Origin of the sequence: Rothia sp. HMSC071B01 (genome assembly GCF_001808945.1) — a bacterium.
GTDB lineage: Bacteria > Actinomycetota > Actinomycetes > Actinomycetales > Micrococcaceae > Rothia.
The window spans coordinates 478727-491509 of the sequence record NZ_KV795073.1; the positions used below are offsets into that span (position 1 = coordinate 478727).

The window sequence follows — 12783 nt, forward strand, 5'->3', positions numbered from 1 at the left end:
GGGGCGCACAGCGCAGAGACTCCGGGGCGCGCCGCCTCGCGGGCATAAGAAATCCGCCGCAGCACCCATACGGAATGGGCGCTACGGCGGATAACTTTACGCTGAGCCGCCTATACGGCGGGGTGCGTGGGGCTTAGAGGCTCTTGACGAGTTCCTCGGTAGCCTCAGCGATAGCCTTCTCCTCGTTGGTGGGGATGACCAGCACCTTGATAGCGGAATCCTCGGTGGAAATCACGCGCGGCTCGGGGGAACGCTTAGCGTTCTCTTCCTCGTTGTACTTGATACCGAGAGCGCCGAGGCGGTCCAGGACCAGCTTGCGGAAGTCGCCGGAGTTCTCACCGATACCAGCGGTGAAGATCAGTGCCTGCGCGCCGCCAACAACCAGGTTGTAGCCGCCAATGTACTTCATCAGGCGGTAGGAGGTCATGTCCAGTGCGAGCTGTGCACGCTCGTCGCCGGACTGTGCGGCCTCAACGACCTTACGCATGTCGTTGGAGCCAGCCAGTGCGAGCAGACCGGACTCCTTGTTCAGGATGGTGTCCAGGCGTGCACCGTCAATGCCCTCACGAATCAGGATGGTGGTCAGTGCCGAGGGATCGATGTCGCCGGAGCGGGTACCCATGATCAGGCCAGCCAGCGGGGTGTAGCCCATGGAGGTGTCGACGGACTTGCCGCCCTTCACAGCGGTTACGGACGCGCCGTTACCGAGGTGAGCAACGATGCCGTTGAACTCGTCGCGTGCAATGCCGAGCATGTCAGCTGCAACGTGGGAGACGTACTCGTGGCTGGTGCCGTGGAAGCCGTAGCGGCGGATGCTGTACTTGTCAGCCAGGTCGTAGGGGATCGCGTAGCGCCATGCTTCTTCAGGCATGGTGGAGTGGAACGCGGTGTCGAAGATAGCAACCTGCGGCAGGGAGGGCCACTTGTGCATTGCTGCGCGCATGCCCTGAGCGTGTGCGGGGTTGTGCAGCGGTGCCAGCGGGGAGAGGTCGTCGATCTGCTGGACAACTTCCTCGGTGAGCAGGGCGGGGTGGGTGAACTTCTCTGCACCCTGCACCACGCGGTGGCCGACTGCCTGCAGCTCGCGGCCGTGCAGGACGGGCTCGAGCTTCTCAGACATGATGTCGAATGCGACTTCGTGGTTGGGGACGTCGGTGCCGATGTTTTCGACGAGGCCGGAGGTCAGCATCTGCTCTGCCTCGGGCAGGGAGGTGTCACGCACCTGGTACTTCAGGGAGGAAGAACCAGCGTTCACAACGAGAATAAGCATGAAAGTGTCTCTTTCGTAGTTTTCTTTTCTGCTCCATTCTCGCACTTTTCGAGCCTGCGTGCGAGACGGCCCCGACCGTATTTTTAACGGGGGTTTTTGTCGCGGGCAGTATCGGGGCATTATCGGGGGCAGGAGGGGCGGGTGTGCACAGTGTGGCGCCGTACTCGTTCAGAAGTGCCACCGACGAATCGGTCCACGCTATAGGTTTGGCCCTATAGATTCGCATTTCGTCCTCGATAGTTCTTGGAGAAAAACGTAGTACTTGGGTCAGCTCACTCATCTAAATTCACCACTTCTTTGAAACGATCAAGGTTAGAGCGCGAGTGAAGGACAATCACAACCTGCTTGTCACTGCCCTCGATAGCGCACGCCATCGATTCGAGCTCAGCGCGCTCCTCTGACGGAGTGAGAGCCTTCAAGGTCTCATCAAGCAACACAAGCCGGGCAGCGCCTTCACGTAACACGGAACGCGCAAGCATGAGCCCGCTCGAATTCGATGCTTCAGATGCGAACGGATCGATATCTGGTACGATTACCACTTCGCCTTGGGGATACCGGCGGTATAGAGCATCAAGCATGACGGACTTCCCCGCGCCAGTTGGTCCAATCAAGGCAACCATAGAACATCCAGAGTCAAGAACGCTCTCAAGCAGAGCCAGGTCAGCAGACCGCACGGGCGGATAAGAACGGTCGGCCCGGTACTCTTCAAGCATCCGAACACGCTCCGCAGTCAAGCTGACTACACCAACCTGTTGCAGCGTCTCCACCGTAGATTGGATGCCAGATGACAGAGTTACTGCAAAATATATTACGACCGCGGGAGCAACCACTGAGTTCGATCCTTCGACCATCAGTGCCAATACCACTGCAGAAACATTCAGTGACACCACAAGCGACTGAATCAGTCCCGTACGCAGTGCGTAGGCGTTCGCCAACTGAATCGAGCTGCTGACGTATGCAGCCTCCGAATGAGCGTAGGCTTCTTCTCCAGCCCGACGTAGCCCTGCACTGACGGGCGCAGCGTGTAAGCCAGCCTGGGCACCAACCACCCCGATGAAGTCACCTCGGCGATTGGCAGCCGTCGTCGAGGCAGGGAGAATCCACTTTGAACCCTGACGCATAGCAAGCATCGCTAGGGGTGCTACCGCCAACACAACGATTATGAACAGCGGGGCGCCGGCCACTGCGCCTCCGATGAGCATAAAGGTCTGTAGAATGACCATAAATACCGAACCCAGGGCGCTAGGCACCGACATCTGAAGGTCGGAGAAGTCTTCACCCATCCGCCCCATGACCGCACCGCTTGTTCTAGGACTAGCGAATCGATCGAGCCTGCGTATAATCCGGTCGTGCAAATCGCTCAGCCTAGCGATGGGAGCCCAGTAGAGCGGGCCAAAGAACATGACGGACCCAACAATTGCTGCCAGTGCGCAAGTAGCTGACACTCCAGCAACCTGAGCAGACAGCCCATCACTGTGAGCAATCGTCATTGCAAAAGCAACTTCGGATCCGCTCAAGAGTAGGGCGCCACACGTAATCCACACCAAATGCGGCCCAAACAGCAACAGGGCCGATCGTCGGAATGTGGCACGCTTCGGCTCAGGGTCAGGAAGGTCCTGTCCCTCGCTCACATCCGTCGAACCAGCATCTGCCTCCTTAGCTGCCCCGGGGCTATGAGCCTGCAACTCAAGAGGGTCTACCCTCGCATCATTGCCGGGGGTGAAGGCACTCGGTACGTACTCCTCCGAGCTTGCCAGAAGTGTGCACGTTGGCACGCACTCTAAGATCCTCTCGGCAACCACTTCTCGTGTTACAGGATCAAGCGCTGCGAACGTATCGTCCAAAATTAGCCAGTCCGGTTTGTCTGCCAAAACGATTGCGACAGCAGCACGGTGTCTCTCTCCTGACGACAAGGTTGTTGCGTCTTGCCAGAACCGCCCGATCACATCCTCAGTGAGCCCCATACCTAAAGCGAGGCTAGTGAACCGGGATACCTGATGTGGCGAAGCAGAAGCTCGCCACGCTGACAACACCGAATGGGACACTTCCGGGTTGCGTGGTACGAAAGCAGAATCGGGGGTGGTCACGGATGTGCGCAATGCTTCAGCGCGCTCAGACGTAGCTGCAAGCACCTCTCTAGAGTTTGAAGGCTGCCCCACCCAGTCCTGCTGTTTAACCGTGCAATTTGGAGACGACTCGAGCTTGTCGAGCTCACGCATCATTGGCACAGCGAGTCGAATAACCCGATAGTTTACGATGTTGTTCTGCACCGCTGCGTACAGGTAGCGGGCTGCCAAAATAATTCCAACACCGAAATGAGCGGATGGCCAGAGCCACGCGCCGAGGACCGCAACCACAGCGAGCACCGCAGTTAGTGCTCCCCGTTCAAGGAATCCATTCAGGACCTGCAACGGGACCCGTCTGCGCAGAAGCTGCTCTTCGGTGTTTCGGATGCTAGCGACCTTGTCCAGGGCGGTACCCCAGCTGGGGATGCTTTGCCCTCGAGGCAGCGCGTTTGCTACACGCTGGATCCACTGCCGACGCTCTCCCTCTAGAGCGACGTACTGTTCCCATAGTCGGCCCACCAAGTTGATGAGACGGACGCTGACGAATACCAATCCAGTGATGAGCAACGCAGCGATGGCGCCGCTTGCACCATATAGCGCGAGCGAAGCCGCGAGAAAGGCAATAATCTGAACGGTTGAAACGGCGAAATCAACAACGAAGGCAAACTGGCTGATCTGTCCTGGGTATGTGAGAACATGCCCGTGAGCTTCCGGCGGATGGGATGACCTACTAAAGATGTCCCGGAAACGGCGGTATGTGAGCTGTCGAACCGCGATCGTGAGAATAAGCTCTTGGCGTTCCTTCACCCAGTACCCTAGGCTTTCAGCCAGGAAAGCGAAGATGAGTAACCAAATAGCACTGCCTGGGGTCCTCTCACCTGACGTTACCTGGCCGATACCTGCCGTAATCATCAGAGCCCCTGCAACATTCAGTAGGCCAGCGGTGAAGACGGTGAAACTCGTGCTCGTTGGCGCGAATATCAAAGCAAGCCAGCGGATCCGTCTCGGCAGGTTCCGCGCTATCCTTTGATAGCGCGCATACAAGTGCTCGATGGGCATGTCTCTCAGATGCAGGCTAGGAGCAGCGCTCTGTGTTTCGCCCCGTCGCTTGTGATTGATCACCATTATGTTTCCAGTCATTCGGTATTCGAGTTCAGGTGTACGGCCTCGTTAATAAGTTCGTCGTTCGGAAAACGGGCTTGGAGGTCGTTGAGAGCTACCTGGACATCTATGCTCGGATCGAGAGCAGTCCGAGCCTGCATGAGCAAAAGCTCTACCTCAGCCTTCGACTTCGCATCGAGTTGCGCCTGCGCGACGAGGGGCCCCTAATTGCATAAGGATGGACCCGAGAAGTCAGTGCACTTCAGGCATGCTTGGGTCGAGCTCAACCGTCTATAATGAACAGCCAACGTCGGCTGAGATGCTGCCTTCTCGGGCATGCACCGAAATTGGGTACGGGACAAATATACAATAATGTGACCAAAATCCAACATATAAGCGTGTCTGTCGGGCTCATCCCCGCGCATACAGGGAAAACCCGCCGCCTTACCAATAAGGTGGCGGACATCCGCGCTTTAATGCCCTCATCGGGTATCTGCCCGAGGTGTATTAGTTGCCTGACTAGGCATCACGCGGCACAGTAATAATGCTGAACAGCTGATGTAGCTCCTCCGGATGCACCTCAAAATACCCGCGATCCGGGCCGCTAAACATCGAACTCTGGTTCCAGCCGCGGCGGCCAGCACGCGCATAATCAAACCGGAAATTACTACGCGCCGCCACATGATCCATGAAAATGCGGGTCGCACGACCATTACCCTCACGGAAAGGGTGCGACTGGTTCAGGTGCGCGAAAATCGCGGCGGCAACCTCCACAAATTCCTGCTGGTTCAGGCTCGCCCAGTCAGTCGCGCGGCTAGTGGCGAAAACGTAGTCGAGGTACCGGTCAATACTCAAAGGCCCGTCCTGAACGCTCGCGAAAGCACTTACACCCTTGGACATGTCCACGGTGCGGTACTCCCCCGCCCAGTCGTACACGTCCTGGAAGAGGTAGCGGTGAATGGCCTTGAGGTGCTCCGCGTCGAAGGTGTGAGCGATGAGCTCGGGGTTCTTGGTGAGCTCGTAGCCTCGTCGGGTGATGATGCGGTGCTCGTAGAGCGAAAGCGCCGCGGGGTCCTTGATGCCCGGCTTGTTCCGCATGACGTGCTGGTAGGGCTCGGGGTAGAAGTACGCCGCCCAGTTCTGCTGATGACTCACGGTTTATTCGCCCTCCTCTGCATGCTGGTCCACGTTTTGGCTTGTCAGCACCTGGTAGGCGAGCGCCTTCGCTAGTGCTTGCCGGTCGTATTCTTCCGCGGTGATTCGCCCAAGCTCGTAGTCGATGAGTAGCGTGACGTCTTCGCGGGTGGGGTTGTCGCCCTCAAGCCAGGATGAGGCGAGGGGCTGCATGATGTTGCGGCGCTGCTCTTCGGTGAGCGGCTCGAATAGTTCGGGGTAGCGCAGGTGCAGGTCAAAATGATCTGACACTGTATGTTCCTTTCTTGACCTTCGCAGGTCGGTCTCACGGTCGGGTCGTGAGGGTGGGAGGTGACGGTTAGCTGATGTGCAGACCGTATCTCGGCTCGTCGAGCAACACCTTTGAACCGGCACGCCAGTACACCGGTTCGTACCAGCGGGTGTTGTCGAAGACCCGCAGGATGTCCACGGAGGAGGCGAGCGCCTGCAGGTTCGCGTGGGAGCTGTCGTAGCGGCGGCGGATATCTGCCTCGTCAACACCGTGGCCGCCCTTGGCGACTCGGGCGGCGACCCGGTCCACGGCGGTGTCGGCGCTGTTGAGCGTCACGTACAGTAGGGTCACCTCGTACCCTTGGGCGTGGGCGCGGTCGATGAGGTTCTGGAAGGATTTGGCGTTACCCGCAAGAGTGGTTTCCTGGTGGATGGACTCACCGGCCGCGAGCGCTTGGCGCAGGTCTTGCACGGTGTCTCGCATGGCGCGGGCGGCGTCGGCGGGGTTGCGCCAGTCGCCTCCTGCGGCGCGGAGTTTCTCGTCGGCATTGAGGCGGCGGGTGGCGCCGAAAATCTGCGGGTTGGTGCGGTAGAGGGTGCTCTTACCGGCTCCGTTGACCCCGCCGATGATGATGTATTGGGGCTTCATGTGCGGCTCCTTAGACTGCCTAGACGACGAAGTTCTCGTCGGCGAGAACAATGCGCTGCTTCTGCTGCAGGGAGTAGGTCTGCAGGGCAAGGTAGAAGCGGCGTTTTTCTTCGTCTTCTTCGGCTTCGATGAGCGGGGTGAAGACCTCTGAGCTGTTGTCTACGAGGTACTTGTGGAGCGCCTCAAAATCGGGGGTGCTGTCTTTCACGGTTATCCCCTTTCCGGAAGGTAGTCGACGGGCTGGTACTGCTCGATTTCGTTGGGTTCGGTGGAAGATTTTGCTTCTTGCGACCTCTGCTTATTGAGGGCGCGCTCCAGAACCTGCTTTCGGTATTCTTCCCAACTGATGCGGCCTAGCTCTAAATCAATAAGACGAGCAATCTCTTCGCGACTATGTTCGTAGCCATCAAGCCACGCTGACGCGAGAGTCTGAGTAATACCTCGTTTCTGCTTATCGTTGAGTTGTTCAAACAAATCTGGGTAACGGTCAGGAAGGTCGAAATACTCTCCCATGAGTGTTCTCCTCGCAGGTGTGGTTGGTGGATAGCTGTTTGTGAGAGCCGCCCACTACTTCGTGGGCGGGGTTTTGCCTAGTCAGCGAGCTCTTCCGCTGCCTGTTTCTTCTCGCGTCGACGGCGCCCCCACTCCCCATATTCGGGGCGGCTCGTGTACTCCGCATTCCACGCCTCCGCGGTTGCCGGCAGCCAGATTCGCTTCTCGCTATGCGACATGAAATCAGGCTCGGGCAGCTCGCCTCGGCGGAGCAGACTCGCGGGGGTCATACCCAGGAAACGCGCCATTTCATTGACGCCTACAATCAGCATGCGATCCATTAGGTGGGTCCTTTCGTTTACTCTAGGGAGGCACCTCGTATATTCCAGCCTAACCCAGGTACCGAAAACAGGCACTGCCCACGGTCATTCGGGGGAGGGCACCGCCAAAATGACCGTATGCGTTGCCGGAGTTTCCCGTGCTTGGTAACCTTGAGGTACAAGTTAAAACTCATCCCGTACGCTCTACAGCTGTGTAGCGTTGCTTGCCATGTACGGCGAGTTCCTACCGGGTTTTATTCCGAGTAGGGGGTGGAAAGGATGGGGCTACGAGGGGAAGCCTATGTGGCCGAACTCGTGGACCTTGTCATGGGTATGAGGCGTGTTCCCAGTAGGGTAGCGCCTCATAACGCTTTAAGGGCGGTCCCTCACCGGGTTCGCCTTTTCTGTCCACTCTTTTCTATTCAATGCGCTTCCAACGCCGGAAGCCAGAAAACCGCATATACAGATTCCTATATTTCTGTATCGCGTTCCCCTCACCGAACCTACAGGGTAAATCTTCAAGGGAGGAAGCCATGCCAACACCAGCCACCCACACCGACGATTCGACCAACCCCATCACCCCCGAGGAATCCCTGAAGTTCGCGGAGGCGGGCATGAACCTCGCCGGGCACGTCATCACTGACCCGCGCATCCTTGAGCTTCTGAACCAGCGAGCGCACGGCGGCATCTCCTTCGAGGAGTACAAGGCGGCGTGCATCCGCCACATTTTGGGAGGTAACTAGTGGTGAAGCAGTACACCTGGGAGGGCTACTACATTCCCGGAACGCGCGTTCTTCGGAACCTTTTCACGGCGCCCGGCAAGCCGTACGGTGAGACTGACCCGGTGAAGTTTCGGGTGCTTGAAGAGGCACTGGTTTTTGAGCGGATGCGCATGCTCGCCGAGCAGCCTATCCGCGGCAATTTCGATTTTGCGCATATGAAGGCGATTCACGGTTTCCTCTTCCAGGACGTGTATGAGTGGGCTGGTCAGGAGCGTACCGCCCCCAGTTTTTGGGATCCGCGTATGAGCAAGGAGGGGCACCGGTATTTCCCTGCGGGTGAGCCGATGCTGGAGCAGGCGAACCGGCTCTACCGCGGGTTGGCGGCTAAGAACTACCTGGCGGGTCTTTCACGTGAGGAGTTTGTGCGTGAGTTCGCTGAGCTGTGGAATGAGCTGAATGTGGTGCATGCGTTCCGTGAGGGTAATACCCGCACCCAGTTCGTGTTTTTCAGTCAGCTTGCTGAGCATGCCGGGTACCGTCTGGTGCCTGCCGCTTTTGAGGTGGCCGCGGCTTTGCGTGATGAGTTCGTGGAGGCGCGTTTTGAGGGTCAGGACACCGGCAGAAGCACACGCCTTGCCGAGGTGCTGGCGCAGGCGATTGCTGAGTAGCCGCCGGATCTTGTTCTAAAGGTCGGCGGGTATTGCCTCTAGTGGGATTCCTGGCGTGACCAACCACGTTGCCGGAGATTCCCGTGCTTGGTAACCTTGAGGTACAAGTTAAAACTCATCTCGTACGCTCTGCGCAAGTTACCGTGCTGCTCATCATGTAATTGGTGAGTTCCTATCAGATTTTCTGTGTAGGGAGGGGAAAGGATGAGGCTGCGGGGGGAAGCCTGTTTGGCCGAAGCCGTGGACCTTGTCATGGGTATGAGGCGTGTTCCCCATAGGGTAGCGCCTCATAACGCTTTAAGGGTGGGCCCTCACCGGGTTCGCCTTTTTTGTGCGCCGAACCTGACCCCGACCGCGCATGACTGAAACGGTTGCGGGGGTAGGTATAACCTCCGTATAGTGGGGGTTGTCAGGATAAAACGATGGATTACCGCCTCCGGGCCGAGGGATGAAGGCGTCAAGGTATGAAAGCTGGAGTATTCCGGCCGTTCTTGGCGATCCTGACACATAAGGCACCCTTACGGGTGCCTTTTCTGTTTTAACTACAGCCCAGGAGAGGGGACGCACTCTGGTGCGGCCCCTCCCCTGCTTCTTATGCTCGCGGGCTATTCTTCGTCGTCATCAACGGCGGGCAGGCCCAGCAGGGCGGTTCCCGCCTCGGTGAGGGACCAGCGCATCGTGCGGCCAGCCTTCACACCCTCAACAAACCCAAGCCCCTGCAACAGTTTGAGCCTATCGCGCAGAGTCGGCGCCGTAACCCCCAGCACCTCCTGCAACTCGCTCGAAGTGGGGGCGACTGGCGCACGGAAAATCTGCACCTGCCCCAGCAGGTACAGCAGCCGCAGAACATCATCAAGCTTCTTCGAAGTCAGCCCGGGGGTGCCACCCGTCCAGGTGCGGCTGCCCTCCAGCTCAGCGATACGCTTGCCAAGGGCACGCCACGCACGGTCACGTGATTCCAACTCGTCTACCAGGTGCTCCTGCGCTTGCTCGATCAGCCCCAGAAAAACATGCAGAAAACCGGTCACCTCACCGTAGTTGAGGGGTTCTTCCGCCGCGCTAAACGCCTTGTAGTAGCGGCTCTTCTGAATGTTGAGCGTGCTCGGCAGGGTGAGGGTCGTCAGCCGGGTGAGTGTCTGCCCCAGGTGGGACACCAGCAGGTACCTGCCCAGGCGGCCGTTGCCGTCGTAGAAAGGGTGCGTGTATTCCACCATGAAATGCGCGGCGATCGCGGAGAATAGCGCCGGCACGTTCGGGTCGAGGGCATGGTCAAGCGCCGCCTGAACGTTGGCGGTGATGGTTACTTCGCTGTCGGGGGCGCGGTGAATTTCTCGGGTGTTGTCGTGGATAACCACGGGTTTGGTGCGGAATAGAGCCCCGTCTGGGCGGTCTTCTTCGGCGAGGTGCCCTTCGAGTAGCGTGTCGTAGAGGCTACGCACCTGCTCAACCGTGGAGGGTGGGCGGCCTGCCCCCAGGTCTTTGAGGAGGTTCACGAATTCGACGGCGCGCTTAGCGCGGGGGTCTTCGCTGTCGCCGGAGGTGAGCGCCTCAGAGATGAGCTGCCGTGTGGTGTGCACACCTTCGATACGGTCGGACGCCACGATGCTGCGTACTGCCAGGTCGAGTAGGTAGCTTTGCATGGCGATGCTGGGCAGTTGGGAGCTCAGCTGTTCAATGTGCCGTTCACGGCGCATGATGCGTTCGAAGGATGCGAGCGCGATGCGGTCTGCCAGGTAGAACAGGGGGTGCTCCCCCACCGTGAATTCGTTGAGGAGGTAGGTGGAGTGGCCGTTGCGGCGTGCCTGCAGTTCGGTTTGTGCGGCGGCTTTGCCGCGTTCGTGGAAGATGCTTTTGAGGGTGCGGTACCTTGTGCCGGTGGTATTCACGTGTGCCCTCCTTGATGGTGTAAAAAATCGCGGTTTTTTTCATTATCCTCCCAATTTTCAGGAAATAGTGAAAAAATCCGCGATTTATTTCATAATCCAGGTCACAAATAGGTAGTTAGGGTGCCGGCAGGCTCCCGACTCAGACCCCTGCAGGGGCGCATCCTAGTGGGAAGCCGCACCCACCGCTTATTTGTTCTGTTCCTTCATTTGTTCCTTCACAAAGCTGTTGAAGCCCTGCGGCTCAAGGATATGAGACGCCTTCCACTTGTCGGGCCGCTCCGCGGTACGGTGCAAACGCACATAGTAGGCGGGGCTGATGCTTCCTTCGACCTTCACGCAAACCGTGAGCCAGTAGGGGTTGTCACCGCCAGGAACTTTCAGGGTCGGATCATCAACCAGTTCAGCACTAGTGACGGTTCCCTTGAAAACATCAATACGAGAGTTAGGCCCGTAGTGGTTTTGCAGTTTGGGGTCAATCATGGGGTAGAGCTCTTCAGACCATTCCTTGTACGGCTTGCCGCTGGTGTATGCGGCGACAATTGCTTTCGCGGCTTCAAGAGCACGACCACGGTCTTCGTCAGTGATGCTATTGAGGGTGGGAACGCTGGAGGGCTGCTGGGGTCCACCACCGGTTCCCACCAGGGGTGAGGGGTCAAGGCTCACGGTCGGGGTCGCTGCCGCAGTGGTGGATGCCGCGGTGGTGCTTGCCTCTGCACTCGGGGAGGCGGTCACCTCGGTGACGGTGGGGGTGCGACCTGCGGTGGTGGTTGCGGGTGCAGGAGTAGTAGAGGTGGGGGTGGGGGTGCTGGTGGCGGTAGAGGTTCCGCCGGTGATGAGGGTTCCGCCCGGTGCGGAGCTATCGGTGCTAGCGGAGCAGCCGGTGGCGAGCAGGGCAAGTACAGCAGCGGCGGCAGTGATTTTGCGGGTCATGGAGAGGGGCTTTCTCTGATGAACGGTTCTATGTATCGGTGTGATGTGTCTAGGCGGGGCAGTGTAGCGTTGCGGCCGCCTGCGGTTGGTGTCTGCGTCGGGCGTTGACGCATAGTGGGTGCACGGTTAGGTACCGGATTAGCGGTATGAATTCGGTTCTTTTTCGTGCAGTCCAGCTCATATCATGGTAGCTCAGGGCGAGCGCCTGCAGGATATCTGTAGGCATGATAGGGTATCTTTTGACACCGATAAATATGTGCCGCCGTGTTTTTGCGTCTTGCAGTCCTCGATGTTGTGTTCTGGCTCAGATGCTTTTCCTGCGGTACCGCATAGTTTCTCATCACTCATTCAATCTCTGCCCTCCTGCTGGGGGTGGGTTTGTCGCGCCCCGAAATTGTGGGGTCTACGTATTTTGGAGATTGTTATGGAGAACAAGGGCGGAGTAACTATCCCCCGCTGGGCTTTCGGACTGGCAGCAGCTGTCGTCGCCCTCCTCGTTGTACTGGTCATCGTGCTGATTCCGCGCGGTAAAGACTCAAACCCCGTAGCAGCAGGCTCCTCTAACAATGAGCAGTCACAGCCCGCCTCCTCTAGCACTGCAGAGCCCTCCATCTCAGCACTAGCGGCAAGTAGCTCAGCGAGCACCAACCACCGCGCAGTGTGCGATGTGAAGGTCCCCACTGGCAAGGAATTTTCTGCGGATATTCCTTCTGACTACACCTGGGAGCAGATGACCGACAGCGTCCATTATCCGGTATCTAAAATTTATGGCCCGGCCGTGCGTCAGGGTCGTCTGGGCCAGTGCTTTGCACACAACCCGACAGGTGCAGCTATGTCCGCCATTAATGCAATGGTTGTAATTGGTAATGACGAAATACCAGCTGATGCGCGTCGTGCTATCTTCTCTAGCCGCTACGATGGCAAACCCGATCCGTGGGAAGATGAAGAGTCCAGCGACTCGAATGATGACATGTCTGACTATGTATCGGTTATTTATGCCTACAGCATCCAGGGATACTCTACGGAGCGTGCCACGGTGAAGGTCTACTTCATGGTTCAGAAGAAGGGTAAGTCAATCAATATCGGCTGGGTGCCCATCCGCATGGTCTGGGAGGACGGCGATTGGCGTTTTGACTCAGAAAAGTCAGAACTTACAACGAACATACTGATGGATGAATCTGATGATCCCTCACAGCGATTCACCATCGGCAAGGAGAAATTCGCTGAGTGGGGCTTCAAGCGCTAACCAGCAAACGCGCAGTAGCCTACTCACCA

13 protein-coding genes are annotated in these 12783 nt (G+C 58.0%); 3 read left to right on the forward strand and 10 right to left on the reverse strand.

Going from position 1 to position 12783, the window contains the following annotated elements:
• Nucleotides 1-133: 133 nt before the first annotated feature.
• The 8 genes from HMPREF2527_RS06935 to HMPREF2527_RS06975 all read right to left on the reverse strand — a co-directional run bounded on the left by HMPREF2527_RS06935 (nt 134) and on the right by HMPREF2527_RS06975 (nt 7323).
• Nucleotides 134-1270 carry an acetate/propionate family kinase gene (locus tag HMPREF2527_RS06935; protein WP_070507335.1) on the reverse strand — a complete coding sequence of 379 codons (1137 nt, stop codon included), beginning with the start codon at nt 1268-1270 and terminating at the stop codon, nt 134-136.
• Between the two features lie 272 nt (nt 1271-1542).
• Complete coding sequence (locus tag HMPREF2527_RS06940) at nt 1543-4395, reverse strand: hypothetical protein (protein ID WP_246824787.1); 2853 nt, start codon at nt 4393-4395, stop codon at nt 1543-1545.
• A gap of 561 nt (nt 4396-4956) precedes the next feature.
• Complete coding sequence (locus HMPREF2527_RS06950; RefSeq protein WP_070507342.1) at nt 4957-5592, reverse strand: Fic/DOC family protein; 636 nt, start codon at nt 5590-5592, stop codon at nt 4957-4959.
• Between the two features lie 3 nt (nt 5593-5595).
• On the reverse strand, nt 5596-5862 hold the full coding sequence (locus tag HMPREF2527_RS06955) for an antitoxin VbhA family protein (protein ID WP_070507345.1): 267 nt from the start codon (nt 5860-5862) through the stop codon (nt 5596-5598).
• A 67-nt stretch (nt 5863-5929) separates the two neighbouring features.
• Nucleotides 5930-6490, reverse strand: coding sequence for an ATPase (locus HMPREF2527_RS06960; RefSeq protein ID WP_070507346.1), 561 nt, complete (start codon nt 6488-6490; stop codon nt 5930-5932).
• A gap of 19 nt (nt 6491-6509) precedes the next feature.
• Nucleotides 6510-6698 carry a transcriptional regulator gene (locus HMPREF2527_RS06965; protein ID WP_070507347.1) on the reverse strand — a complete coding sequence of 63 codons (189 nt, stop codon included), beginning with the start codon at nt 6696-6698 and terminating at the stop codon, nt 6510-6512.
• A 2-nt stretch (nt 6699-6700) separates the two neighbouring features.
• Nucleotides 6701-7003 carry an antitoxin VbhA family protein gene (locus tag HMPREF2527_RS06970; RefSeq protein ID WP_070507349.1) on the reverse strand — a complete coding sequence of 101 codons (303 nt, stop codon included), beginning with the start codon at nt 7001-7003 and terminating at the stop codon, nt 6701-6703.
• A gap of 77 nt (nt 7004-7080) precedes the next feature.
• Complete coding sequence (locus HMPREF2527_RS06975; protein WP_070507353.1) at nt 7081-7323, reverse strand: hypothetical protein; 243 nt, start codon at nt 7321-7323, stop codon at nt 7081-7083.
• Nucleotides 7324-7835: 512 nt separating this feature from the next.
• On the opposite strand from HMPREF2527_RS06975, the gene HMPREF2527_RS06980 reads away from it, so the two are divergent.
• Both HMPREF2527_RS06980 and HMPREF2527_RS06985 read left to right on the forward strand, forming a co-directional pair.
• Nucleotides 7836-8045 (forward strand): hypothetical protein, encoded by a 210-nt coding sequence (locus tag HMPREF2527_RS06980; protein WP_070507356.1) that lies wholly within the window; start codon nt 7836-7838, stop codon nt 8043-8045.
• Entirely contained in the window at nt 8045-8692 is a 648-nt protein-coding gene (locus HMPREF2527_RS06985; RefSeq protein ID WP_070507358.1) for a Fic/DOC family protein, read from the forward strand. The genes HMPREF2527_RS06980 and HMPREF2527_RS06985 overlap by 1 nt, the downstream gene beginning before the upstream one ends.
• Nucleotides 8693-9297: 605 nt before the next feature.
• Here HMPREF2527_RS06985 and HMPREF2527_RS06990 read toward each other — a convergent pair.
• Nucleotides 9298-10578, reverse strand: coding sequence for a Fic family protein (locus tag HMPREF2527_RS06990; RefSeq protein WP_070507361.1), 1281 nt, complete (start codon nt 10576-10578; stop codon nt 9298-9300).
• A 186-nt stretch (nt 10579-10764) separates the two neighbouring features.
• Nucleotides 10765-11508, reverse strand: coding sequence for a carbonic anhydrase (locus HMPREF2527_RS06995; protein ID WP_070507363.1), 744 nt, complete (start codon nt 11506-11508; stop codon nt 10765-10767).
• Between the two features lie 394 nt (nt 11509-11902).
• On the opposite strand from HMPREF2527_RS06995, the gene HMPREF2527_RS07000 reads away from it, so the two are divergent.
• Nucleotides 11903-12754 carry a DUF8175 domain-containg protein gene (locus HMPREF2527_RS07000; RefSeq protein ID WP_141744458.1) on the forward strand — a complete coding sequence of 284 codons (852 nt, stop codon included), beginning with the start codon at nt 11903-11905 and terminating at the stop codon, nt 12752-12754.
• The last annotated feature ends 29 nt before the right edge of the window (nt 12755-12783 follow it).